This is a genomic window from Mesorhizobium sp. 43Arga (genome assembly GCF_053714255.1).
Genome location: NZ_JBSKBO010000025.1, coordinates 1 through 24,519, shown reverse-complemented (window position 1 = coordinate 24,519; position 24,519 = coordinate 1). Strand labels below are relative to the sequence as shown.

The 24,519-nt window shown below is 64.9% G+C and carries 22 protein-coding genes; 8 read left to right on the top strand and 14 right to left on the bottom strand.

All coding sequences use genetic code 11. The features are described from left to right. Positions 1-136 precede the first annotated feature (136 nt). The 5 genes from dnaJ (at position 137) to ACWGS8_RS34215 (ending at position 3,719) form a co-directional block, all read left to right on the top strand. Positions 137-1,267, top strand: coding sequence for a molecular chaperone DnaJ (dnaJ, locus tag ACWGS8_RS34235; RefSeq protein ID WP_454585060.1), 1,131 nt, complete (start codon positions 137-139; stop codon positions 1,265-1,267). Positions 1,268-1,417: 150 nt separating this feature from the next. Next, entirely contained in the window at positions 1,418-2,020 is a 603-nt protein-coding gene (gene pmtA, locus ACWGS8_RS34230; RefSeq protein WP_019862365.1) for a phospholipid N-methyltransferase PmtA, read from the top strand. 73 nt (positions 2,021-2,093) lie between these two features. Next, positions 2,094-2,690 carry an NADPH-dependent FMN reductase gene (locus tag ACWGS8_RS34225; protein ID WP_454585059.1) on the top strand — a complete coding sequence of 199 codons (597 nt, stop codon included), beginning with the start codon at positions 2,094-2,096 and terminating at the stop codon, positions 2,688-2,690. 11 nt (positions 2,691-2,701) lie between these two features. Next, positions 2,702-3,415 carry an orotidine-5'-phosphate decarboxylase gene (gene pyrF, locus ACWGS8_RS34220; RefSeq protein WP_454585063.1) on the top strand — a complete coding sequence of 238 codons (714 nt, stop codon included), beginning with the start codon at positions 2,702-2,704 and terminating at the stop codon, positions 3,413-3,415. Between the two features lie 16 nt (positions 3,416-3,431). Next, on the top strand, positions 3,432-3,719 hold the full coding sequence (locus ACWGS8_RS34215; protein ID WP_454585058.1) for a DUF1330 domain-containing protein: 288 nt from the start codon (positions 3,432-3,434) through the stop codon (positions 3,717-3,719). A gap of 77 nt (positions 3,720-3,796) precedes the next feature. On the opposite strand, the gene ACWGS8_RS34210 is transcribed toward ACWGS8_RS34215, so the two are convergent. Next, a complete protein-coding gene (locus tag ACWGS8_RS34210; protein WP_454585057.1) occupies positions 3,797-4,543 on the bottom strand; it encodes a GntR family transcriptional regulator in 747 nt (248 codons plus the stop codon). 82 nt (positions 4,544-4,625) lie between these two features. On the opposite strand from ACWGS8_RS34210, the gene ACWGS8_RS34205 reads away from it, so the two are divergent. Continuing rightward, positions 4,626-5,186, top strand: coding sequence for an autotransporter (locus tag ACWGS8_RS34205; RefSeq protein WP_454585056.1), 561 nt, complete (start codon positions 4,626-4,628; stop codon positions 5,184-5,186). Positions 5,187-5,469: 283 nt separating this feature from the next. Here the strand turns inward: ACWGS8_RS34205 and ACWGS8_RS34200 are convergent, their stop codons facing one another. From ACWGS8_RS34200 to ACWGS8_RS34160, 9 genes are all read right to left on the bottom strand, one after another. Then, positions 5,470-6,528, bottom strand: a complete 1,059-nt coding sequence (locus ACWGS8_RS34200; RefSeq protein ID WP_454585055.1) for a D-alanine:D-lactate ligase-like protein — start codon at positions 6,526-6,528, stop codon at positions 5,470-5,472. A 158-nt stretch (positions 6,529-6,686) separates the two neighbouring features. Beyond that, a complete protein-coding gene (locus ACWGS8_RS34195) occupies positions 6,687-7,559 on the bottom strand; it encodes an SMP-30/gluconolactonase/LRE family protein (RefSeq protein WP_454585054.1) in 873 nt (290 codons plus the stop codon). Beyond that, entirely contained in the window at positions 7,559-8,197 is a 639-nt protein-coding gene (locus tag ACWGS8_RS34190; protein ID WP_454585053.1) for a 2-dehydro-3-deoxy-6-phosphogalactonate aldolase, read from the bottom strand. The genes ACWGS8_RS34195 and ACWGS8_RS34190 overlap by 1 nt, the downstream gene beginning before the upstream one ends. Further along, complete coding sequence (locus ACWGS8_RS34185; protein WP_454585052.1) at positions 8,194-9,153, bottom strand: 2-dehydro-3-deoxygalactonokinase; 960 nt, start codon at positions 9,151-9,153, stop codon at positions 8,194-8,196. Before ACWGS8_RS34185 ends, ACWGS8_RS34190 begins: the two co-directional genes overlap by 4 nt. Then, the gene (locus ACWGS8_RS34180; RefSeq protein ID WP_454585051.1) at positions 9,150-9,917 is read right to left on the bottom strand and encodes an SDR family NAD(P)-dependent oxidoreductase; all 768 of its coding nucleotides are present in this window, start codon (positions 9,915-9,917) and stop codon (positions 9,150-9,152) included. The genes ACWGS8_RS34185 and ACWGS8_RS34180 overlap by 4 nt, the downstream gene beginning before the upstream one ends. A gap of 268 nt (positions 9,918-10,185) precedes the next feature. Continuing rightward, positions 10,186-11,535: a putative bifunctional diguanylate cyclase/phosphodiesterase gene (locus ACWGS8_RS34175; RefSeq protein ID WP_454585050.1), complete on the bottom strand. Its 1,350-nt coding sequence runs from the start codon at positions 11,533-11,535 to the stop codon at positions 10,186-10,188. A 208-nt stretch (positions 11,536-11,743) separates the two neighbouring features. Beyond that, complete coding sequence (locus ACWGS8_RS34170; RefSeq protein ID WP_454585049.1) at positions 11,744-13,561, bottom strand: GtrA family protein; 1,818 nt, start codon at positions 13,559-13,561, stop codon at positions 11,744-11,746. Between the two features lie 133 nt (positions 13,562-13,694). Then, positions 13,695-14,102, bottom strand: coding sequence for a GtrA family protein (locus ACWGS8_RS34165; protein ID WP_454585048.1), 408 nt, complete (start codon positions 14,100-14,102; stop codon positions 13,695-13,697). After that, positions 14,099-15,343: a glycosyltransferase gene (locus tag ACWGS8_RS34160; protein ID WP_454585047.1), complete on the bottom strand. Its 1,245-nt coding sequence runs from the start codon at positions 15,341-15,343 to the stop codon at positions 14,099-14,101. The genes ACWGS8_RS34165 and ACWGS8_RS34160 overlap by 4 nt, the downstream gene beginning before the upstream one ends. A gap of 222 nt (positions 15,344-15,565) precedes the next feature. Between ACWGS8_RS34160 and gshB the strand changes: the two genes are divergently transcribed. Together gshB and ACWGS8_RS34150 are read left to right on the top strand one after the other, a co-directional pair. Next, positions 15,566-16,507: a glutathione synthase gene (gene gshB / locus ACWGS8_RS34155; RefSeq protein ID WP_038651019.1), complete on the top strand. Its 942-nt coding sequence runs from the start codon at positions 15,566-15,568 to the stop codon at positions 16,505-16,507. A gap of 183 nt (positions 16,508-16,690) precedes the next feature. Then, positions 16,691-18,223 (top strand): YifB family Mg chelatase-like AAA ATPase, encoded by a 1,533-nt coding sequence (locus tag ACWGS8_RS34150; RefSeq protein ID WP_454585046.1) that lies wholly within the window; start codon positions 16,691-16,693, stop codon positions 18,221-18,223. 124 nt (positions 18,224-18,347) lie between these two features. On the opposite strand, the gene ACWGS8_RS34145 is transcribed toward ACWGS8_RS34150, so the two are convergent. The 4 genes from ACWGS8_RS34145 to ACWGS8_RS34130 all read right to left on the bottom strand — a co-directional run bounded on the left by ACWGS8_RS34145 (position 18,348) and on the right by ACWGS8_RS34130 (position 24,299). Next, positions 18,348-18,935: a TetR/AcrR family transcriptional regulator gene (locus tag ACWGS8_RS34145; protein ID WP_454585045.1), complete on the bottom strand. Its 588-nt coding sequence runs from the start codon at positions 18,933-18,935 to the stop codon at positions 18,348-18,350. Between the two features lie 148 nt (positions 18,936-19,083). Next, a complete protein-coding gene (locus ACWGS8_RS34140) occupies positions 19,084-19,668 on the bottom strand; it encodes a DUF308 domain-containing protein (protein ID WP_454585044.1) in 585 nt (194 codons plus the stop codon). A gap of 154 nt (positions 19,669-19,822) precedes the next feature. After that, positions 19,823-21,988, bottom strand: coding sequence for a malate synthase G (locus tag ACWGS8_RS34135; RefSeq protein WP_454585043.1), 2,166 nt, complete (start codon positions 21,986-21,988; stop codon positions 19,823-19,825). Positions 21,989-22,256: 268 nt separating this feature from the next. Next, positions 22,257-24,299, bottom strand: coding sequence for a hydantoinase/oxoprolinase N-terminal domain-containing protein (locus tag ACWGS8_RS34130; protein ID WP_454585042.1), 2,043 nt, complete (start codon positions 24,297-24,299; stop codon positions 22,257-22,259). Positions 24,300-24,519: the final 220 nt, after the last annotated feature.

Sequence of the window (24,519 nt, the reverse complement as noted above, 5' to 3'; positions counted from 1 at the left end):
AAAAAATCATTGAAAACCACGGACAAGTTCGCGCCGGCCCTAGCATCCGGGCAGCACCGCTCCTAAATCGAAGCGACGTGCCGGCAAACGACGCAACAATGCATCAAGACGTTGAGCATCCGGACAGCGGGAAAAAATGAAAGCTGATTTCTACGAAACGCTGGGCGTGCAAAAGGGCGCCGACGAGAAGGAGCTCAAGAGCGCTTTCCGCAAGCTCGCCATGCAGTTCCATCCTGACCGCAATCCCGGCGATCATTCCTGCGAGCACAAGTTCAAGGAAATCAACGAAGCCTACGAGACGCTGAAGGACCCGCAGAAGCGCGCGGCCTATGACCGTTTCGGCCACGCCGCCTTCGAACAAGGCGGTATGAATGGCGGCGCGCAAGGCTTTGGCGCCGGCGGTTTCGCCGACATCTTCGAGGATATTTTCGGCGACATGATGGGTGGCCGCCAGCGCCGCTCGTCGGGCGGCCGCGAGCGCGGTGCCGACCTGCGCTACAACATGGAAATCTCGCTGGAAGAGGCTTTCGCGGGAAAGACCGCGCAGATCCGCGTGCCGGCCTCGATCTCCTGCTCGGAATGCTCCGGCAGCGGCGCCAAGCCCGGCACCCAGCCGGTGACCTGCTCGATGTGCCATGGCCATGGCAAGGTGCGGGCGACACAAGGCTTCTTCTCGATCGAGCGCACTTGCCCGCAATGCCAGGGCCGCGGCCAGACGATCAAGGATCCGTGCCCGAAATGCGCCGGACAGGGCCGCGTCACCGAGGAGCGCTCGCTATCGGTCAACATTCCGGCCGGCATCGAGGACGGCACCCGCATCCGCCTTGCCAATGAGGGCGAGGCCGGCCTGCGCGGCGGGCCTTCGGGCGACCTCTATATTTTCCTGGCGGTGAAGCCGCATGAATTCTTCCAGCGCGACGGTGCCGATCTCTATTGCAAGGTGCCGATCTCGATGACGACGGCCGCCCTTGGCGGTTCCTTCGAGGTGACGACGCTGGACGGCAGCCAGACCAAGGTGAAAGTGCCCGAAGGCACGCAGAACGGCCGCCAGTTCCGCCTCAAGGGCAAGGGCATGCCGGTGCTGCGCCAGCCCAATGTCGGCGACCTCTACATCCAGACCGCTGTCGAGACGCCACAGAACCTGTCGCGCCGCCAGCGCGAGTTGCTGGAGGAGTTCGAACAGCTGTCCTCGCAGGACAATTCGCCCCAATCGAGCGGGTTTTTTGCCCGCATGAAGGATTTTTTCGAGTCTTTCGGCGAGCGTTGATTGTGAAGAACGGCGCGGGAATGCATGAACCGCGCCTGGTCTTGAGACGCGACGAAATCTATCTTATCCACGACATGCGTCTCGCAACGCCTTGCCTTGCGTCAACCAGGTGTTAAGTAGCTTTGCGGGGGAGCCTTGAGGAGAGCTTGCATGACACGTGGTCACGGACTGCGGAAGGCGCTTGCCGAGAAGTTCGACGACGAACTCAAATTCTTCAAGGGCTGGATCGACAAGCCGAAGACGGTCGGTTCGATCGTTCCGACCAGTTCGATCACCGCGCGCAAGATGGCCTCGATCGTCAATCCCAGGTCCGGCCTGCCGGTGCTTGAGGTCGGTCCCGGCACCGGCGTCATCACCCGCGCCATCCTCGCCCAGGGCGTACGGCCCGAAAACCTCTATGCCGTCGAATACAACACCGATTTCGTGCGCCATCTGCGCCAGCTCTATCCCGGCGTCAACGTCATCGAGGGCGATGCCTTCAACCTCAACGCCACGCTTGGCGAGAGGAGCGGGATGATCTTCGATTCCGTCGTGTCCGGCGTGCCGCTGCTCAATTTCCCGGTTGCCCAGCGCATCGCCTATATAGAGAGCCTGCTCGACCGCATCCCGGCGGGCCGTCCGATCGTGCAGCTGACCTATGGCCCGATGTCGCCGATCCCGGCCGGCCGCGGCGACTATACGGTCAAGCATTTCGATTTCATCTTCCGCAACATCCCGCCGACGCAGCTGTGGATCTACCGAAGGGAGGGATAAGGCAGTAGGGAATAGTCAGGAACTGCTCATCTCCTACTGCCTATTCCCCACTGCCTACACCCTTTGCGAAGCAATGTCCGTGATCCCGAAAATCCTCGTCTTCGCCGGCTCAGTGCGCAGCGGTGCCTATAGCGGCCGGACCGCCGATGTGGCGCAGAAGGTACTTGCGATGCAAGGCGCCGAGGCGACCCGCATTTCGCTCATCGACTATGCCTTGCCTATCCTCGACGAGGATCTGGAGAAGGATAGAGGCGTTCCTGAAAACGCCGTCAGACTCAGCCGTCTGATTTCAGCCCATGACGGACTGCTGATCGCCACGCCTGAGTATAATGGCTCGATTCCGCCGCTGCTCAAGAACACGATCGACTGGGTGAGCCGGGTGCGCCGCGATGGCGGCCGATCGGTCAGGCCGCTTGCCGGCAAGGTCGTCGGGCTTTGTTCGTCCTCCAACGGCCATTTTGCCGGCATACGCTGCATCAACCATCTGCGCGCCGTGCTGGTACGCTGCCAGATGCAAGTAGTGACACCGGAATGCTCGGTGCCGGACGGCGGCGGCGCCTTCGACGAAGGCGGCAATTTCCGTGACGAAAGACTGTACAGATCGATGGAGCATCTATGCCGCACGCTGATCGAAACCTCGCGCATGCTGTCGACCCGGATCGAGGCGTGACCGCCGCGACCATGCAGGCCAAACCCATGCAGGCCAAATCCATCCAGGAAAGACTGATCGTCGGCCTCGACGTGCCGACCGTGCGGGAAGCCGAACAGGCGGTGCGCGAACTCGACGGCGTCGTCTCCTTCTACAAGATCGGCTATCAGCTGGCCTTCGCCGGCGGGCTCGACTTCGCCAGGGAGCTGGCCAGCGGCGGCACCAAGATCTTCCTCGACATGAAGCTGCTCGACATCGACCACACGGTGGCCAAGGGCGTCGAGAACATCGTCAAGATGGGCATGACCATGCTGACCATCCACGCCTATCCCAAGGCGATGCGTGCGGCGGTGGAAGCGGCCAGGGGCAGCGACCTTTGCCTGCTCGCCGTCAGCGTGCTGACCTCGATGGACGAGCAGGACATGATCGATGTCGGCTATGAATATGACCCGCACACGCTGGTGCTGCGGCGCTCGGAACAGGCTCTGCATGCCGGCATGGGCGGCATCGTCTGCTCGGCGGCGGAAGCCGAAGCGGTGCGCCGCATCGTTGGACCAGACATGGCGGTGGTGACGCCAGGCATCCGTCCGGCCGGCAGCGACCATGGCGACCAGAAACGTGTGGTGACGCCGGCGCAGGCGATCCGCAACGGCGCCAGCCATCTCGTGGTGGCCCGCCCGATCGTCGCCGCAAACGACCGCCGCGCGGCAGCGCAGGCGATCCTCGACGAAATGCGCTCTGCATAAAATAAGGGAGAGAACAATGCCCAAGGGATACTGGATCGCCCGCGTCGATGTGCGCGATGCCGAAGGCTACAAGGAGTATATCGCCGCCTCGAAGCTCGCTTTCGACCGTTTTGGCGCGAAATTCCTGGCGCGCGGCGGAGCACATGAGCTGGCCGAAGGACCTGGCCGTGCCCGTAACGTCATCATCGAATTCGAATCGCTAGCGGTCGCACATGACTGCTACCACTCGCCGGAATATCAGCGTGCGGTTGCCATCCGCCAGAAGGTCGCCGACGGCGAGATCGTGCTGGTCGAAGGGGCCTGAAGCCTATCCCGGCCTGACAGGGGCCCCTTTGAAGCAATTCCCAAGGGAAGGCGCTCCGCGCTTTTCCCCCAATTGCTTCAGACGAAGTCCTGCAGGTTGACGTCCCGCAGCTTGGCCCCGCCAAGCAGGGCTCCGACCAGCTGGTGCTTGATGGCAAGGCATTGCGCGCGGGCAAGTTTCACGATGCCGGGAACATCGCTCTTTTCGCAGGCGTGCAGCAATTGCTTTTGCTGTTCGATGATCAGCGGCATGAAATCGCGCGACTTGAAGCCGAGATGGAGCGCCCGTTCCGACTGGTCGAGGATCTGGCTGAGCAGCTGTGCCAGCCGCAGATTGCCGGAAAGCTCGGCGATCGCCAGGCGAAAGGCACGGTCGGCCGCCAGGAACGCGACAGGGCTGCGCAGCGTCTCGGGCTTCAGCACCTTTCTCGCCGCCAGCCTGATTTCCTCCAGCCCGCGCTCGGTAATGCCTGCCGTGGCGACCCTGAACACTTCCGGCTCGACCAGTCCACGCACGTCGAAGATCTCGTTGACGTCGCGTAGGGTCAGCGTGGTGATGACATAGCCGCGGCGCGGCTCGCTCCTGACCAGCCCTTCCTGCATGAGCCGGGCAAGTGCGGAGCGGATTGTCGCCTTCTTGATGCCGTAGCGCGCCTCGATCTGCTTTTCGGTCAGGGCTTCACCGGGCGACAGGACGCAAGCGACGATATCGCTCTTCAGCTGTTCGTAGGCCTGTTCGCTGCGCAGCAGATCCGCGGTCGAAAGCGCCGGCGTCCCTCCTGGGGGCGTGCCCGATTTCGATCGCGTGGTTTTTGTCGACTTCATGCTTCTCTCGCTTTGCACCGGCATTGACGAGAGCTGGCCATCTTAGTTATGCTCCCTGAGCATCTCAGTCAGGAGCTGTGGCATGCCTCTATCCGCCGACTCCCCTCTCTACCCCGCCATCAAGGATATCGTCAACGCGGCGGCTGGCGCCAATCCCTTCGATGCGGTCAAGGCCGTCTTGAGGGATTATACCAACCGCTTCCATGCGCTCGGCGGACTGGTTCACGAGGAGGATGACGACGAGCTCTTGCTGCATGCCAGCCCGGAGCTGACGATCTACCACATCACGCTTTCGCCCGGGGTGCAGTATCCGCCGCATAACCATCTGATGGACGCCCTGATCGGCATCTATTGGGGCGGCGAGACCAATTTCATCTACCCACTCGCCGGCGAGAGGGTCGACGAGCCGGAGCGGCAGGATTTTTCAGCGCCCGCGCTGGTGCACATGTCTGCCAACACCATCCACTCGGTCGCCAATACCGGCAGTGCCCGCTCCGGCGCCCTGCATGTCTATCTCGGCGATCTGCCAGGCACCGACCGCCAGCTGTGGAGCCTGGCCGACAACCGGCCGGAGCCGTTCGACAACGCCAGATACATGGCCGGCGCACGGTCCATCCGGCAATCGACCTCCGAGTCCGAATAGACCACCGAAGCCTCCCCGACGTCGTCATCCCAGGGCGGAGCAGCCGCGCAGCGGCGTCGCGGAGACACTGGGATCCATTCCGTGACCTTGGCCGAAGGGCGCAGCGGAGCAGATTCTGCACCGCAGCGGCGCTTCCGAGTCCCGGCATGGATCCTGGGGTCTTCGCCGCGTCGCTTCGCTCCTTGCTACGCCCCAGGATGACGAAGTGATTGATGTCTCCGCTAAATCGCCAAGGCATGCGGGTCCATCAACCCAAGCGACCGTCAAACTTCCGCGCCGAATATTACCCGGTCAGCCGGCTCGCCGCCGTCTCGGCCATGGCGTCGGCAAGCTCCAGACCCCATTGCTGGCGACAATAGGCGCGGAAATCGAAGCAGGGCAGGCCCGGGCAGACCTCGAACTCGATCAAGTGAACCGTGTCGTCGGCCTCGACGCGGAAGTCGATGGAGAACACGTCGCGCAGGCCGAGCCCGCCGATCAGCCGCCCGGCGATCGCCCTGATCCTGGCGTCGGCGACCGGCTGGACGTCGGCGACGGCGACGAGCTCCGGTTCGGCATAGAGTCCTGCCGCCTTCGCTGCCTCGCCGGTTTCGCCGTAGAGCGCCATACTGTCCGCCATGGTCTGGAAATCCGCGCCGGAATCCACAAAGGCGATGCCGAGCGCCTCGACACCGGTTTGCGGCGTCAGCCCGAGAAAGCTGGCGCGGACGTTGCGACCGGCGACATAGGGCTGGACGACGACATCGTCGCGATAGGCGGCAAAGATGCGCCGGCTAAGCTCCAGCGCATGGCCCAGCTCATGGCACCGGGAATCCGGCCAGATGCCGATCTTGGCGCCGAGCCGGTTGGGCTTGACGAACCAGCCGGCGGCGGAGGCCGGCGGCTCGACCAACCATTTGCCATCGCGGGCAAGGCCAGCCTGCGGCGCCGGCAAGCCGAGCGCGCCAAGCACGGCGCCGGAGCGGAACTTGTCCTGGCAGAGCGCGAACAGCGAATCGTCGGCGCCGATCGTCCGCAGCCCCTTGAGCCGGGCCAGCGCAGGGGCCGCGCCGCCGCGGAAATAGGCGATGCCGTCGGTGAGCGTCCAGACCAGCGTGCTCTGCACGTCCTCACCCTTCAGCGCTTCTGCGGCATCGTCGAGCGCCACCGGCGCAAAGGCGAGACCCCGCGCCTCGCAGGCGGCGGCGAGTGCGGCGAATTCGGGGGCGATATCCGTCGACTGGGCCAGGTAGGACGAGATCTCGGTGGCGCGCTGCGGCGGGAAGCCATCGGCGATCAAACGGTCGGAGCAAGCCTTTTCCGGCTCGTAGACAAGGATCAGCTTCGGCTTGTGCTTTGACATGATGGGGCGGGATTCCAGCGGTGCGATGGATTGGAGCGCGTCGCGTCCAAACGATAGCATTACCATCGCACGGCGCCTGTCATCGGCTTTCGCGAAACCGACCGCGCCGGGCGGTTGCGTGACAACGCCCGGCAAAAACAATCATCCGCCGCTCCTGTTCAGGCGATCAGCACGCGCGGTTCGAACCGGCCATTGACAGGAATGTCGATGAGGAAGGTCATGCCCGCCTGCGGGTCGAGCTTGCGCTGCTTGTCGTCCTTGCCCTTCCAGGCCGAGGTCACTGCCAGCCGGTCGGCCTTGGCGCCGACAAAGGCCGGGCAGGACGCCTGTGTCACCGGCATGGGAATTTCGCGCAACAATGTGCCATCGGGCGAATAGGCCTTCACCGCCGCGCCGCCCCAGACGGCATTCCACAGCACGCCATCGCGGTCGACGACGGAGCCGTCGACGTAGCCCTTTGAGGAGCGATGGTCGACGAACACTTTCGGTTCGCCAACCGGCAGGCCGGTCACCGGATCGCAGGCGACGCGCATCAAGAGCCCGGTCGAGGTGTCGGTGTAATAGGCGATCGTCCCGTCCTGCGAAAAGCAGATCGAGTTCGACACGGTGATGTCCGAAAACAGGCGGCGCAGCTCGCCCCTGGAGAACCAGTAGATCGAGCCCGCACCCTTGCTCTCGTCCTTGGCCATCGTGCCGACCCAAAAGGCACCGCAGGGATGGACGCGGGAATCGTTCGAACGCGTCAGCGGATTGTCGGCTTCGATGGGCGTATGCAGCGTCATCGTGCCGGTCGCGACATCGCGGACAAAAAGCCCGGTCTCGGTGGCGATCAGCTGGCGCTGGTCGTCGATGATGGCGATGGCGCTGGCCATCTGGCCAAGCTCGTGGATTTTCAGCGCGCCGGTGAGCGACTTTTCCAGAAGCTGGCTGTTGACGATATCGAACCAGAACAGCGCATCGGTGGCCGGATCGTAGCTCGGGCCTTCGCCGAGCTGGCAGATGTGATCGGAAAAAACCGAAACCGCGCTCATCATGATTCTCCGAACACCGCATCCCAGGCCGCAACGGCGGCGTGCGCACGCGCGGCGACGTCGTCAACGCTCATGCCCGGCTTGAACAGGCTGGAGCCCAGCCCGAAGACCGTGACGCCAACCGCCTTGTAGCCGGCAAAGTCCTTCTCCGAAACGCCGCCGACGGCGCCGATCAGGGTCTGTGCCGGCAGCACCGCCCGGATGGCGGAAATGCCTGATGCGCCGAGCGCGCTCGCCGGAAAGAATTTCAAGGCCGAAGCGCCGAGCCGGATCGCCTGGAAGGCTTCCGTCGGCGTGAACACGCCGGGCATGGTGACCATGCCGTAGTGCATGGCGCGCGCCATCACCTCGGCATCAATGTTGGGGCTGACCAGCAGCCGCCCGCCGGCTTGGTGCAAGCCGTCGACATCGGCCGCCGTCAGCACCGTGCCGGCGCCGATCAGGGCCGACTTCGGCAGCACTTGGACAATCCTGGCGATCGACGAGAATGGCTGGGGCGAGTTGAGCGGCACTTCGATCGCCTCGATGCCGGCATCGAACAGCGCCTGTCCCATGGCAATCGCCTCGGCGGGTTTCAGGCCACGCAGGATGGCGACCAGCCCGCGCTTGAGTTTTGGAAAGGCTGCGGTCTCGGTCATGCCAAGGCTCCGGTTCTGGCGATCATGCCGTTTTCGCGCGCAGCTTCGATGAGGCCGGCGCGCACCGCTTCATCAGCGTCGACGGTGCGGACGGCAAGCCCTGCAAGGTCGAGTGCGGCCTGGTAGAGCACAGCCAGCGTACCCGAGGCAATCAGCACGACCGGCGCATCGCCTGCGCCATAGCGGCGCTTCGCCGAGGCGATCTCGCCGCCGATCAAAAGCCCTGACAGACAGGCCGCCGCATCTTCCGACTTCAGGTCCTGCAAGAGCCCGGCGGCGCGGATGGCAAACAGCTTCGAGGTGACGTCGCCGCCCTCGCCAAGCGCACGTTCGCACCATTCCCGGAAGTATGGGCTGTCCGCAGCAACCGGAGCCGGATGCTCGCCCAGCGAATGCTTGAGGATGGAGTGGGCGGCGAGCACCGAAAACAATTCGCCGGTCGGCCATGTGCCGAAGCCGGCAACCGCGCCATCCTCCACCAGCACCCATTTCGAATGGGTGCCGGGCATGCAGGCGAGATGCCTCCCCTTTGCCGGCAAACCGGCCCCGGCTAACTGTGTTTCCTCGCCGCGCATGACATCGGGCGCATCGGCCAGGCGCTGGGCGAGGCCCGGCACGATGCGGATGTCGCGGCGTTCGCCCTGGATGGGGGCTGCGCCGCGCAGGATGGCGCCGATCGGCGCCGGCACGGTCACATAGGGTGCCTCGATCCAGCCCTGCCGAGAGCCGGCCATGCCGCAGATGATGACGGGCAGCCCTTCAGGCGCGCCCATGGCGGCCAAATGGCCTTCCAGCACGTTGGAGAACCCCTTTTCGCGTGCGGTGATCAGGCCGTCATCGCCGCGGCGCTCGGCAAGCACCTTGCCATTGCCGTCGATCAGCCATGCGCGAAGCCGGGTCGTGCCCCAATCAAACGCGGCTACCGCCGGCATGTTGCTGGCAAATTCTGGGCTCACAGAAAACCTCCGTCGACAACGAGCATCTGCGCGGTCAGCATGCGCGAGGCATCCGAGGCCAGGAACAGCACCGTGCCGACCATGTCGTCCGGGCGCATGACCTCCTTGATGCACTGCTTGGCGACATGGGCTGCCAGCGCGCCTTCGGTCACCCAGCGTTCCTGCTGCCGTTCGGTGATCACCCAGCCGGGCGCGACGGCGTTGACGCGGATGCGGTCAGGCCCGAGCTTGCCGGCCAGCCCTTTGGTGAGGCCGAGGATGCCCGCCTTGGCGGCGGTGTAGGCCGGCATGTCGGGATGGTTGATGAGGTAGGATGTCGAGGTGAAGTTGATGATCGAGCCGCCGCCGGCCCGCTTCATGCCTGGCGCCACCGCCTGGGCGGTGAAGAAATGTGGCCTGAGGTTGATCGCCTGGTTGTTGTCCCAGAACTCCACCGTCACGTCCTCGACGGCGTGCCGCTCGTCCCATGCTGCATTGTTGATCAGCACGGTGACATCGCCATGTGCCTCCGCCGCCCTGGACGCCGAGGCCCGCAACGCCTCGATGTCACGCAGGTCGGTCTTGAGGTAGAGCGGCCGGCGGCCGAATTCCTTCTCGATGCGGTCGGCAAGCAGCGTGCTCGGACCCTCGGCGATGTCGATGAAGGCGACATTGGCGCCCTGGCGCACAAAACCCTCGGTCAGCGCGGCGCCGATCCCGGAACCGCCCCCGGTGATCAGCACCGAGGCTCCCTTGAGGTCGGCAAAATCCGCCGATGGCATCATATTCTTCTCTCCCAGCGCATGACCCCGAAAATCGGATCGATTTTCGGATAGGGATCATGCGCAAATACAAGTTGCTACAGTGTCCTTTGCGCGTCTCCAAGGGACGCGCGGCGCTGTAGGCATGAACGGCGCGCATCCTAGCCACGCAAGTCGCGCGGGCAAGGGCGAAGCGTCGGATTTTCGGGCTTATGTCCGACAAAACGACAATGCGCCGCACTGGATGCGCGCCGCGACATCGGCGGAATGCTGATTGCGTCGAAGTCGCCGGTCAGATTGCCTTGGCGCGGAGCGCGCCGCGAAAGGAATCGCGGAGATAGCCGAGCGTGGCGTCGGCATCGACCGGCTTGCCGAAGAGATAGCCCTGCCCGCCGGCGCAGCCGAACTGGACCAGGCGATCGGCCTGGGCTTCCTCTTCGATGCCTTCGGCGACCACATCCATGCCAAGCCCTTCGCACATGGCGAGAATGGCGCGGATGATGTGTTCGGACGGACGGTCGTCGAGAATGGAGGAGACGAAGGCGCGATCGATCTTGAGCTTGTCGAAATGGAATTCGCGCAGGCGGCCGAGCGAGGACTGGCCGGTGCCGAAATCGTCGAGCGAGACGCGGATGCCGACGCGGCGCAGATCCTCGACGATCTGCGCGGCCGAGGCCGGGTCGTTCATCAGGCCGGTTTCGGTGATCTCGATCTCCAGGCGGCGCGGATCGAAGCCGGTGCGGTCGAGGATCGCCAATATGTGCAGGCCGGTGTTCTGGTCGACGAGCTGCGAGGGCGACAGGTTGAATGACAGGAACAGATCGCTCGGCCAGCTCCTCGCCGCCTCGGTCGCCTTGCGCAGCACCAACTGCGACAGCGGGCCGATGATGCCGCGCTCCTCGGCGATAGGGATGAAGACCGTCGGCGGCACGGCACCGAGGTCACGATCGGTCCAGCGCGCCAGCGTCTCGAAGCCGATGGTGCGGCGCGTGGTGAGGTCGACGATCGGCTGGAAATGCGGTTCCACCTCGCCGGCCGAGACGGCGCGGCGCAGCGCCTGCTCGATGCGGGTGACGCGTTTGGCCGCCTCTTCCATTTCGCGGGTGTAGACGACGACGCGGCCGCGGCCGGAACGCTTGGCGTGGTAGAGCGCCGTCTCGGCCTTGCTGATGAGGATCTCGGTGGTTTCGTCTCCGGAATAGAACAGCGAAGAGCCGACCGAGGCCGACAGCCTGGCGGTGCGCTCGCCGACATCGTAGGGCGCCGACAGGATCTCGATCAGCATGCGGGATTTTTCCGCCGCCGCTTCCTCGGAGAACACCAGCGGATAGAGGAAGGCGAATTCGTCGGCGCCGATACGGCAGACCGTGGAATGGCCGTCCATCGAGGCGCGCAGCCGCATGGCGACCTGGATCAGGATGTCGTCGCCGGCCTTGTGGCCGAACAGATCGTTGATCGGCTTGAAGCCGTCGAGGTCGAGAATGCCGACGGTGAAGGGCGCGGGATCGTCGGCGCGGTCGCTGATCAGGCGATCGACCTTGTCGAAGAAGCGGCGATGGTTGCCAAGCCCGGTCAACGGATCGGTGAAGGCCAGATCCGTGCTCTCCCTGTTTGCCTGACCGGTGCCAAACGGAGTTTGCATCGGTGTCCCTGTTTTTGACGTCGGAATTTATGTCGGAGACTGCCAGCAAACCCTTTAGGAAACGTATCTCGAAAATCGATTTTTCGCGGCCGGGACATGATCTGGAGAACGGAATCCGGTTTTCACCGGCGATCTTGCCGCGGCAGAAAGCCGGATGACTTTGGGAAGCCGGCTAAACCAGCGTCAAGCTTTGTTTTCGCGCGGATTTTCAGCCGCCGAGCTTGACGCGATAGAGCTCAAGCTGGGCTCCATTTGTCGCCGCCACCGGCTCCAGCCAGTCCGGAACGTTGCCATGCGTCAGCCCGGCCAGAAAGCCGTCCGGCGCCCTGCCGACGAGCAGGCGGGTTTCCGGGTTGCCGCGGCAGAGCGCGACAAGCCCGACATGGTGGCTTTCGACCACTGACCTGGCATCGGCGGCCGATCCGAGGAAGGTATCGAGCGCAAGCAGGTTTCCCGCGACGTTGCGATGATACGGCCCGGCGAACACACGATGTCCGGAATAGGCCAGGATGGGCGAGCCAAGATTGGAAATGGCGAGCACGGTGGTGTCCGGCAGCTGGCTGAGCGCTGCGAACGCGGCCTTGCCTTGGCAGGTCCCATTGACACTGGCGCCCTTGACGGCCGCACCGGTTTCGAAGGCGCTTGACGCAGCCACGGCTGCGCACGCCCAGAGTGCGTTGATCGAGACCAGCCAGGCCGCGGCCATCCTAAGTGTAGAGCCGCGCGAGGGGCTGGCTTCGGCCCGCTGCCGCCATTTGGCGATCCAGGCGCAAAGCGGGATCACCGCCAAGGCAATGGAGAAGGTCGAGCCGCGCACTTGCCAGGCACTGACGAGGAACGCCACCACCAGCAGCGCGCCAACGAGGCTGTCCTGCCGCCGCGAGCCGCCTCGGCCGAGGCCAAGCGCAATCAGCAGGATCGCCAGCAGCGGCGTGGCAAAACGCTCCACCACCGCGACCTGGTTGTAGATGACGAGCTTGTACAGCGACTGCGCCTCTTCGATGTTATCGAGCCATAGTTCCCTGAGGCGTGGATCGAGATTCGCATAGGGGGCTGCCAGGCATTGCGGGAAAAGCGACACCACGACAGCGCCCAGCATCGCGGCAAGCAGGCCGAGCGCCACGAGACGCCGGCCGAGCGTGGCGTTGGCCATGTCGAGCGAAGCCACGGCGGCAAGGCCGCATCCGGCGAGCGCGGCCACCACGAACTGCACTGTCGAGAAAGCATCGCATTGCGGCTGGCCCCACGCCGATGGGGCGATGGTGGTGACGAAGACCAGCCCCGAAACGCCGGCAAAGCCAAGGCCGAAATCCCTGGCGATCCGCCGCTCACCGCTGGGGTCGGCGACAAACAGCAGGGCGATGCACGCGCCGATGGTGGCGACATAGGGCGCCGTTTCCATGCCGACGGCCAGCATCAGCGCCGCGCACAGGCCCGCGAACAGCGCCGCCCAGCGCTGCACGGGCGCATCGAGCAGCAGGCTCAGGCAGGCCATGGTCAGCGTCAGCTGAACATTGTGATGATCGAGCGAGCCGGGCGAAAAGATGCCGATGAAGTGCAGCGCCGCGGCGCCGATGACGACGGCCGGCAGCACGGCGGCGGCACCGGCAAAACTGCGCGCCGCGCGGGCGGTAAAGAGCAAGGCGAGGGAGAAGAGCAGCGCCGGCCAGAGCACCTCGGCGATAGTCTCGGCCCTGGCCACGCTGCCGGTCAGCGCCGAGGCCGCCAGAATGATGGCGGCTAGCGGCGCGTCGACCAGCCGCGACCAGTGCATGACGAAGCCGCCTTCAAGACCCATCCGGTACTGATGCAGGTCGAACCAGCCCTGGCCGGCCAGCATGTCGCGAACCTCGACCAGACGCAGCAGATTGTCATTGTCGCCGCCGGCGTCGGTCAGGTCGCGGAATCCGCTGAGAGCGCTGACGGCAACCATCACCAGCGTCGCGACGAGCACGAGCGCAAGGTCGTTGCGCCGGGACGGACGTGGCGTGGCCTCGGCGGAGATGATGGTATCGGCAGGAGTCACGGGACGGCCTCTGGGCGCTTTCTTCGTGACGGACGTTATCGCGAACTCACTGCGCAAACCTTAAACCACGGGGGCTGTCATTGGGATGAGCTGCGGGACGGGCATCGCTTCGGCGAGCCGCCGTCGAATGCCTTCACGTGGCTCTTCGATCGTCGCGAAATACCCAGACCGATGAGAGCACATAGCTCGCGGCGCTTGCGGCGACCGTGATCATGGCAGACATGATCAGCGGCGAGGCGGAGAATATCGACACTGCGACATGGGCGGACAGGCCTGCAAACCCTGCGCAGACCAGCTGGGTGACGAGATAGCGTGGAAACGCATGGGCGTGGTCGTGCCGCCCCTCGAACGTCCAGCCGCGCTGTGCCGAATATGCCACGACGAAGGCCAGCATATAGGCGATGACGCTTCCGACGAATGGCGGCAAGCCGGCCGAAACCAAGGCCCATGACAGTATGAATAACAGCAGCGCCGCGCCAATGCCTACGACGACAAACCGGACAAGCCGTATGGCGGCGAATTTTCGTAGAAGCCGGCTCATTTTTCAGCAGTCGCGGCGGCTTCGCCTGATCCGCCGGGCTGGCCGGCTTTCAGCCGCTTGACCGGGATTTCCAGGACACCGAGCAGGAATGCCGAGAAGAAGGCCTGGAACGAAATGACAATCAGGCTCAGGCCCAGCACGACGATGCGCGGGATTTCGGAATCGTTCAGCGGACCGAAGCCAAGATGCGCCCAGCGCAGCACCGCATAGCCGAAGAACAGGACGCCGCCGGCAAAACAGATGCCGGCATTGGCGGCAAGACGGTCGGTGCTGATGGTCCTGGTCAGCCAGTCGGACCCGCGGCTGCGCGGCAGGATGCCGGTGATCTCGGCATAGTATCGCGATATGGCGCCGAAGGTGATGAGCTGGATGCCGGTGATGATCATGAAGCAGGCGGCGACGAAAGTGTTGAGATCGAGCGAAAGATTGTCGATCACCCGCAGCGGCCCAAACACCAGCAGGGCCGCGAACAGCGTGCCCAGGCCGCACAGCGCCGCGCCCGGGATGAAGAACATCCAGCGCGGATTGTAAACGAGCAGGAATTTGAGATGCCGCCAGCCGTCACGCCAGGTCCTGAGATGCGGCGGCCGGCTGCGGCCGTCGGGCTTGAGCGTGGTCGGCACTTCCTCGATGCGCAGACCGGCAAGCGCGCTGCGCACCACCATTTCGCTGGCGAATTCCATGCCGGTCGTCTGCAAATCGAGCTTGCGGATGCTCTCGGCGTTGAAGCCGCGCAGGCCGCAATGGAAGTCGCCGGTCTTGATGCGGAAGAACAGGCGGCCGACGAAGCTCAGCACCGGATTGCCGAGATAGCGATGCAGCGGCGGCATGGCGCCGCTCTCTATGCCGCCCTGGAAGCGATTGCCCATGACCAGGTCGGCGCCGTCGCGCAGGCGCGTCATGAAGGCATCCAGCGCGCCGAAATCGTAGCTGTCGTCGGCATCGCCCATGATGATGAAGCGCCCCCTAGCGGCGGCGATGCCGCCCAGAAGTGCCGCGCCATAGCCCTTCTGCGCCACCGGCACGACACGGGCGCCGCCCTGGGTCGCGATCTCCTGCGAGCCATCGGTGCTGCCGTTGTCTGCGACCAACACCTCACCCAGGATTCCGGCCTTGTCGAGGAAGGCCCTGGCCTTGCCGATGCAAACGGCCAGCGTCTCGGCCTCGTTGAGGCACGGCATCAGGATGGTGAGTTCAAGCTGTTTGGTCGCGGCGGCGCGGATGGCGGTGAGCGCGTTCATGGTCGTTGTTCCATCGAGGACCCCCATCCGGCGCCTGCCGTTGGGGCATTCGAGGCCTATTCTTGTACGGCAAGGCTTAAGAAAACGATGACACGGCCGCTAGCCTTGTCGCGATCGGGCTGGCGGGGTTGCGTCCTGCTGTCGCCATTCTTCAGATGTCGCGATTGGCAGAAGGCGCGGCGACCCTTATATCGCTCTCGTCGACTGCGCTGGGGACCCGCCATGAAGTTGAAAATCGCCGTCCAGATGGACCACATCTCCACCGTGTCGATCGCCGGCGACACCTCGTTCGCGCTGTCGCTGGAAGCACAGCGGCGCGGCCATCAGTTGTTCCACTACACGCCCGACCGGCTGTCGCTGCGCGACGGCAAGGTGTTTGCGCGCATCGAGGAGATGCAGGTGCGCGACGAGAAGGGCAGCCACTACTCGCTGGGCGAGAAGGTGCGTACCGACCTTTCGGAGATGGACGTCGTCCTGCTGCGCCAGGATCCGCCCTTCGACATGAACTACATCACCACCACGCATATCCTCGAGCGCATCCATCCGAAGACGCTGGTGGTCAACGACCCGGCCTGGGTGCGCAACAGCCCGGAAAAGATCTTCGTCACCGAGTTTGCCGACCTGATGCCGGACACGCTGATCACCAAGGACAGCCAAGAAGTCGCCGCCTTCCGCAAGGAGTTCGGCGACATCATCGTCAAGCCGCTCTACGGCAATGGCGGCGCCGGCATCTTCCATCTGCACGAGGCCGACCGCAACCTCGCCTCGCTCTTGGAAATGTTCGGCCAGCTGTTCCGCGAGCCCTATATCGTGCAGCGCTACCTCAAGGACGTGCGCAAGGGTGACAAGCGCATCATCCTGATCGACGGAGAGCCGGTCGGCGCCATCAACCGCGTGCCGGCCGAGCATGATTCGCGCTCCAACATGCATGTCGGCGGCCGCGCCGAGAAGACCGAACTGACGGAGCGTGAGCGCGAGATCTGCGCCCGCATCGGGCCGTCGCTCAGGGAACGCGGCTTCATCCTGGTCGGCATCGACGTCATCGGCGACTACATGACCGAGATCAACGTCACCTCGCCAACCGGCGTGCGCGAGGTGCAGCGCTTCGGCGGCGCCGACATCGCCAGCCTGTTCTGGGACGCGGTCGAGGGGAAGCGGAAGTAAGCCGTTTTTCAGTTCGTATTAACCATGTTCCGCCTTTTCAACCGGGCTCAATCCGGCTGCAACCAGAGCGATTGCCTTGTTCCCGTAATGTTCTTGATTTGACCGGCAATCTGTGATTGTCTCCTGCGGGGGCCACATTCTAGGCCGATCGCATGGGTTGTGGCCCATATCCGGGGTGGGAAAATGGTGGCGCGGGTTCGCACGGTCGCTTTCCAGGGCATCGAGGCCGTGCCGGTCGACGTGCAGGTGATGATCGCTCCCGGCAAGGTTGGCATGCAGATCGTCGGCCTGCCCGACAAGGCGGTGGCCGAAAGCCGCGAGCGGGTGCAGGCCGCGCTCCACGCGTCGGGCCTGTCGATGCCGTCGAAGAAGGTGACGGTCAATCTGGCGCCGGCCGACCTGCCCAAGGAAGGCAGCCACTACGATCTGCCGATCGCGCTTGGCCTGATGGCGGCCCTTGGCGCCATTCCAGGCGACATGCTGGCCGGCTATGTCGTGCTTGGCGAACTCTCGCTCGACGGCACCATCGCCGCCGTCGCCGGTGCCTTGCCGGCGGCGATCGGCGCCAATGCCGAGGGCAAGGGGCTGATCTGCCCGTTCGCCTGCGGGCCTGAAGCGGCGTGGGCCGGCAAGGATTTCGACATTCTGGCGCCGCGCAGCCTGATCGCCATCGCCAACCATTTTCGCGGCACGCAGGTGCTGTCGCGGCCGGAGGCCGGCATCCACGCCGCGGCGCGCGATCTGCCCGACCTTGCCGACATCAAGGGCCAGGAGACCGCCAAGCGGGCGCTGGAAGTGGCGGCCGCCGGCGGCCACAATCTCTTGATGGTCGGCCCGCCCGGATCGGGAAAATCGATGCTGGCGCAGCGGCTGCCATCGATCCTGCCGCCGCTGGCGCCGAAGGAATTGCTCGAAGTCTCGATGATCGCCTCGGTGGCGGGCGAACTCGGCGAAGGCAAGCTGACCGACCGGCGGCCGTTCCGCGCCCCGCATCATTCGGCCTCGATGGCGGCGATGGTCGGCGGCGGATTGCGCGCACGGCCCGGTGAGGTCTCGATGGCGCATCACGGCGTGCTGTTCCTCGACGAATTCCCCGAATTCACGCCGCAGACGCTCGATGCGCTGCGCCAGCCGCTGGAGACCGGCGACTGCATGATCGCGCGCGCCAACCACCGCGTCACCTATCCGGCGCGCATCCAGCTGGTGGCGGCGATGAACCCGTGCCGCTGCGGCATGGCCGGCGAGCCTGGCTATCGCTGCCTGCGCGGCGAGCGCTGCCGCACCGATTATCAAGCACGTATTTCCGGTCCGCTGCTCGACCGCATTGACCTGCGGATCGAAGTGCCGGCGGTCTCGGCCAGCGACCTGATAAGGCCCGACCGGGCGGAGAAAAGTGCTGATGTGGCGTTGCGCGTGGCACGCGCCCGCACCCTGCAGCGCGAGCGTTTCGAACGGCTCGGCGTGACCAGCGTCACCACCAACGCCCATTGCGCGCCGGCGGTCATCGAAGACATCGCCATGCCCGACGCAGCCGGCCTGTCGCTGCTCAAGGACGCCAGCGAAAAGCTCGCCTTCTCGGCGCGGGCCTACCACCGCGTGCTGAAAGTCGCGAGAACACTGGCCGATCTGGACGCCAGCGAAACCGTCGGCCGCATCCATCTCGCCGAGGCGATCTCCTATCGCATGAGTTCGGAGCGCGTGGCGCAGGCGGCGTGAAGGATGTCGCCCAAACTGACCTCGGTTTTGGGAAGACGACATGCATGAAAACAAGGATCTAAAGCGAAGGGCATTTGCAACCACGCCAGGTCCGTCTCTGCAGGCCGTTCCGCATTTGCCCGGATCAACCGGTCGCGGGGATCATCTTCTGCAACGTCGGCGTCAGGATCATGCCGAAGGTCAAGACATCGCCATAGGCGCGCGCGGAAAGCATTGCGCCATGCACGGTCGCCATGAAAGCCTCGGCCTCAACGCGTGGCGAAGCGGAAATTGCCAGCGTGCCTTTTTCGGCGCCGCGCTCGATGACGCCAGTCAGCCATCCCGAGAGAAACCGGAAATACGCCCGGACTTCCACGGCAACCTCCGGCGGGAGCGCCGGCAGCTCGCTGGCAAGCAGTGCGCAGACGCAGAAGGGTATGCTGGCGTCCTCGATGCATCGGGCCCAGATGCCGGCATAGGCTCGAAGCAACTCCGGCGGCTCGGGGACATCGCGCTCGAGCCCTCCCATGCCCGTGACGGCATCCTCGAGGTAGCGCTTGAGCAAGGTCTGCACGAGGTCGACCTTGCTGGGGAAATGGTGATGGATGCTGGCTTTGCGGATGCCGATCACTTCGGCGATATCGGCGTAGCTGAAGCCATTGTAGCCGCCGGCGACGATGAAGCTTCGCGCGGCGGCCAGGATCTCATCTGCGGTGTTCGAAGGCTTGCTCATGACTTGCTCCGGCGGAGGGCTCCTCCATACTTAGCGGGTCGCCGTTTTCACGCAAACGATGACCCGCTCTCCAAGCCTTTTGTTTTGAATTCCGGACCGAGGCACGGCGAAGTCGCCAAGCCCAACCGTTCGCACTTCCTGGAATTGCCTAGCTTGCGACCCGCGGCGACTTGCGAAGGACGTCGCTGACCGACAGCCATAGAGCGGACACGAGGAAGTAGAAGGCGCCGAACGCGGCATAGGGCGCAACATTGGCGATGCCAATGATCTCCGTGCCGCCGGCCATCTTGACGAAGAAGAGACCTGCCAGGGCCGATTGGGCGCCGCTCAGGATCATCGGCCATTGCGCACCGTTGGTTTTCCAGCGCCGCGCCGCGGTCAGGAGCTGAAAGGTGCCGGAGACAGCGGCCCAGACGCCGTAGACCGAGAGCACCGCGTTCATGCTGTGACCGAGCGCGATGGCGACCGCAATCGCGGCGACGATGCTGACGGCGAAGTTCAGCAATTGCGACTTGTTGCGGCCGAGCCCGCCGGTGCGCCGGGCGTCGACGTAATTCGCGAGCGCATCCCATGCAGGGTAGGCAACCAGCATGACGGCAGCGAGCGGCGGACTGCTTTTCGCGACGGTGAAAGCCGCCGCGACCCAGGCTGCCGATACTGCAAACCGCAGATAATAGTAGCTTTTGAGCCAACCGTTCGATGACGGGCTCTGATCATTCATTTGTCCAGGCATGATGGGGATCTCTCGTTTTCATCTACCTACCAACTAGTAGGTAGATAGCTCGCAGTCAAGGTGCCTGAAGCCGATCTCCGATCACCTCGACATCCCATTTATGTGATCGGCGGTCTGATGGTTTCGAGATCTGGGGGAGGGGGAGGTCGGCGCCTCAGCCCTGTCCCTTCAGCTGCAGCCGCCGCGCGTGCAGCACCGGCTCGGTATAGCCGTTGGGTTGGCTGGTTCCCTTGAACACCAGATCGCAGGCGGCCTGGAAGGCGATGGAGGTGTCGAAGTCCGGCGCCATCGGCCGGTAGAGCGGGTCGCCGACATTCTGGCGGTCGACGATGGCCGCCATGCGCTGCAGGGAATCGCGCACCTGTATCTCCGAGCAGACCTTGTGGCGCAGCCAGTTGGCGATGTGCTGCGAGGAGATGCGCAGCGTGGCGCGGTCTTCCATCAGGCCGACATCGTTGATGTCGGGCACTTTGGAGCAGCCGACGCCCTGGTCGATCCAGCGCACGACATAGCCGAGAATGCCTTGCGAATTGTTGTCGAGTTCGCGCTGGATCTCGTCGGGCGTCCAGTTCGGCCGCACGGCGACCGGCACCGACAAGATGTCGTCGAGCCTGGCCTTCGGCCGGCTCTTCAGCGCCGCCTGCACGGCATGCACGTCGACCTTGTGATAGTGCGTGGCGTGCAGGGTCGCGGCCGTCGGCGACGGCACCCAGGCGGTGTTGGCGCCAGCCTTGGGATGGGCGATCTTCTGTTCCAGCATCGCCGCCATCAGATCCGGCATCGCCCACATGCCCTTGCCGATCTGGGCGTGGCCGGCCAGCCCGCATTCGAGCCCGGTGTCGACATTCCACGCCTCATAGGCGGAAATCCAGGCGGCCTGCTTCATATCGCCCTTGCGGATCATCGGGCCGGCTTCCATCGAGGTGTGGATCTCGTCGCCGGTACGGTCGAGGAAGCCGGTGTTGATGAACACCACGCGTTCGCGCGCGGCGCGGATCGCCTCCTTGAGGTTGACGGTGGTGCGCCGCTCCTCGTCCATGATGCCCATCTTGATGGTATTTTTCGCCATGCCGAGCAGCGCCTCGACGCGGTCGAAGATCTCGACGGCGAAGGCGACTTCCTCCGGCCCGTGCATCTTGGGCTTCACGACATACATAGACCCAGCGCGGGAATTGGCGCGGCGGCCCGTGGGTCCGACATCGTGCAGCGCGATCAGCGCCGTCAGCGCGGCGTCCATGACGCCTTCCGGCACTTCGCTGCCGTCGCGGTCCAGGATCGCCGGATTGGTCATGAGGTGGCCGACATTCCTGACCAGCATCAGCGAGCGGCCGGGCAAGGTGATCTGGCCGCCGGCGGGCGCCGTGTAGGCGCGGTCCGGATTGAGCTTGCGGACAAAGCTCTTGCCGCCCTTGACGATCTCTTCGGCAAGGTCGCCCTTCATCAGGCCGAGCCAGTTGCGGTAGACGACGACCTTGTCCTGCGCATCCACCGCCGCAACCGAATCCTCGCAGTCCTGGATGGTGGTCAGCGCCGATTCCAGGATGACATCGGCAATGCCGGCCGGATCGGTGCGGCCGATCTGGTTGGCGCGGTCGATGACGATCTCGATGTGCAGGCCGTTCTTGACCAGCAGCACGGCTTCCGGATTCTCGGCATCGCCGCGATAGCCGGCGAACTGCTTTGGGTCGGCGAGCGTGGTGGTGCCGGCGCCTTCGCCGAGCTTCAGCGCGCCATGCGCCACCGACAGTCCGTTCACCCCAGCCCATTTGCCCGAGGTGAGCGGCACCGACTGGTCGAGAAAATCCTTGGCCCAGGCGATGACTTTGGCGCCGCGCGCCGGGTTGAAGCCTTTGCCCTTTTCCGCGCCGCCGGTCTCGGGAATGGCATCGGTGCCGTAGAGCGCGTCGTAGAGCGAGCCCCAGCGCGCATTGGCGGCATTGAGCGCATAGCGCGCATTCATCACCGGCACGACCAGCTGCGGCCCGGCAACGACGGCGATTTCGGGATCGACATTTTCGGTCGACACGCTGAAGGCCGGCCCCTCGGGGACGAGATAGCCGATCTCTTTCAGGAAGCCCCTGTAAGCCTCCATGTCGACCGGCGCGCCATTGTCGCGATACCAGCCGTCGAGCTTTTCCTGCATGGCGTCGCGTTTTTTGAGCAGCGCCCGGTTCTTCGGCGCGAGGTCGTGGACGATGGCCGAAAAACCGCTCCAGAACGCATCGGCGGCGATGCCGGTACCGGGCAGGGCCTCGCCAGCCACAAAATCATGCAGCTCGCGGGCAATCCGCAATCCGGCGATCTCGATGCGATCGGTCATCAGGCTACTCCAGATGAAAGGCTTTGCGGGGCGTTTGGCATGTTGGGGTTGCAGGGTCAATTCGGCTTAAGGTGAAGGGGACGTTTAGGCAAGGTTGGCGGCGCTGCGTCCTTCTCCCCGTTCCACGGGGAGAAGATGGCGGCAGCCAGATGAGGGGCGGCGCTACGTTGGCCGAACGGGCGGCACAGTGAAACTGCATTCCGTTGGCGCTGCCCTCCATCCGCCTTTCGGGCACCTTCTCCCCGTGAAACGGGGAGAAGGAAGGTGCTTACACCGCGATCCTTGGCCGTCCCGAGGCCACCGCCACCACATGCGCCTCGATGAACATGCGCTGGGCTTCGATCGTGGAAACCTTGAACTCGGTCGCGACGTCGATCTCGGCGCTGTCGGTGCCGGCGTCCCGGGCGCGCTCGGCGACGATGGCCCGCACATCGGCCTCGGCGGCGGCGATCGCCGCCGCCTCGTCAAGGAAATCACGCACCGTCTCACCCGAGGCAAGCCGGAACAGCCCTTCCCTGGGCTGGCTGACCCGCGCCTCGGCCGAGACCCTGACCTGGCCGACGACGGCGCCGAGCGCGTTGGCGACATCGGTATCTTCGGGCACCACGCAGTCATTGCCGACCAGCGGCGCCAGGCCGGCATAGTGCAGCGGCGCGGAAGCGCCGAGGCCGATGACCGGGCGGTCGAGCGCGACACTCAGCCGGGCGATGCCGGGATGGGCGTCGACGGCGCGCTGCACCAGCGCGTGCGCCACCGTCGCGGCGCCATCGAGCCCGTCCTCGGCAAAGGCGGTTTCGAGGATGTATTCGGCCGACCAGCGCGTCAGCGTCACCAGCACGCGCTCCGAGATCACTTCCGGCGACGCGGCGATGGGTTGGCCGCGGCCATCGCGCTTGCGGGCGAACAGCTCGGCGCCGAGGCGGGCGGTGGCGGCATCCCAATTGTCCTGCTTGCCCATCACGTGTGCTGCGTCCGACGGGGTGAAGCCTGAGATATGCACGAGCCCGCGCGAGACCAGCCGGTTCAAGGTGGCGTTCTGGGCATTCGACGTCAGCAGCCTGTCGAGGGCAAGCGGGGTCGCGCCGATCGCCTCGTAGAGCCGCGCTTCGGGAGCGGTCAGCCCGGCGGCAAGCCTGTCCGGCACGCCGGTACGCAGCGCGAAGCGGCCATCCATGCGGCCGGGATTGGGCGCGCGCAGCTGGCGTTCGAGCTCCGATTTGACGGCGTCGCCATGCGCCAGGCCGGCCAGCGCCAGCGGCACCAGGCGGCGCGGCCCAAGCAGGATTTTTGGATTGAGCGCGCCATCCTCCAGCGCCACTTCGGAATCGCCGCCAAGGCCGAAAGTGCGCATGGCGACCGCCTCGACCATGGTGCGGAAGCCGCCGACGGTGGCGCCCTCGGGATCAAGCCGCGGACGGCCTTGGTCGAGCACGGCGACGTCGGTGGTGGTGCCGCCAATGTCGGAGACCACGGCATTGTCGAGCCCGGTCATGTGGCGGGCGCCGACCAGGCTGGCCGCCGGACCGGACAGGATGGTCTCGATCGGCCGCTGGCGGGCGAACGCCGCCGAGACCAGCGCGCCGTCGCCGCGCACCACCATCAGCGGGGCAACGATATTGCGGGCTTCCAGAAACCCTTCGGTTGCGGCCACCAGCCGGTCGATCATCGAAATTAGCCTGGCGTTGAGCAGCGTCGTCAGCGCCCGGCGCGGGCCGCCGAGCTTGGCCGAGAGTTCGTGGCTCGCGGTGACCGGCAGGCCGGTCTTGTCGCGGATCAGCTCGCGGGCGGCGATCTCATGTGCAGGGTTGCGGGTGGCGAAATAGGCGCAGATGGCAAAGCCGGACACCGAGGCGCCGAGTTCCGGCAGGGCCTCTTCCAGCCCGGACAGATCAAGCTTGGCGGCATTGCCGTGGACATCGTGGCCGCCTGGGCAAAACACCACCGGATCGGTGCCGAGCGCGGTCTTCAGCCCGTCGCGGGCGAGGTCGGCTTCGGAAAAGCCGATCATGACCAGCGCGACGCGGCCACCCTGGCCCTCGACCAGCGCATTGGTGGCTAGCGTCGTCGACATCGAAACCAGTTTGATCGCTGCCGGATCGGTACCGGCCTTTTCGAGCACCGCGTCGACCGCGCCGGAAATGCCGACGGCGAGATCATGCCTGGTGGTCAGCGCCTTGGCCTTGGCCAGCACCTTGCCCTTGTTCGGCCCCTGCTGTGGGCCTTCGGTCTCGGACCACAGCACGGCATCGGTATAGGTGCCGCCGGTGTCGATGCCGAGGAAGAGGGGTTTTGGCTTGGTCTTGGCGGTCATGGAAAGGTCCGGACGGGCAAATTTCTCTGGCCCTGCCCTTAGCCGATACGGGCCAGCCGATAAAGCCGCGAGCGCTGGGCCAAGGGAGGAGTTTGATCTCCCCCTTGAGGGCAGGGCTATCGCATATGAGCGATTGCCTGGATGAGATAGTCGTCATTCCAAGCGCATTTCTTGATGCGGTGGCTAATGGGGACTTTGTCGATGTCGGCGGCCTGAAGGA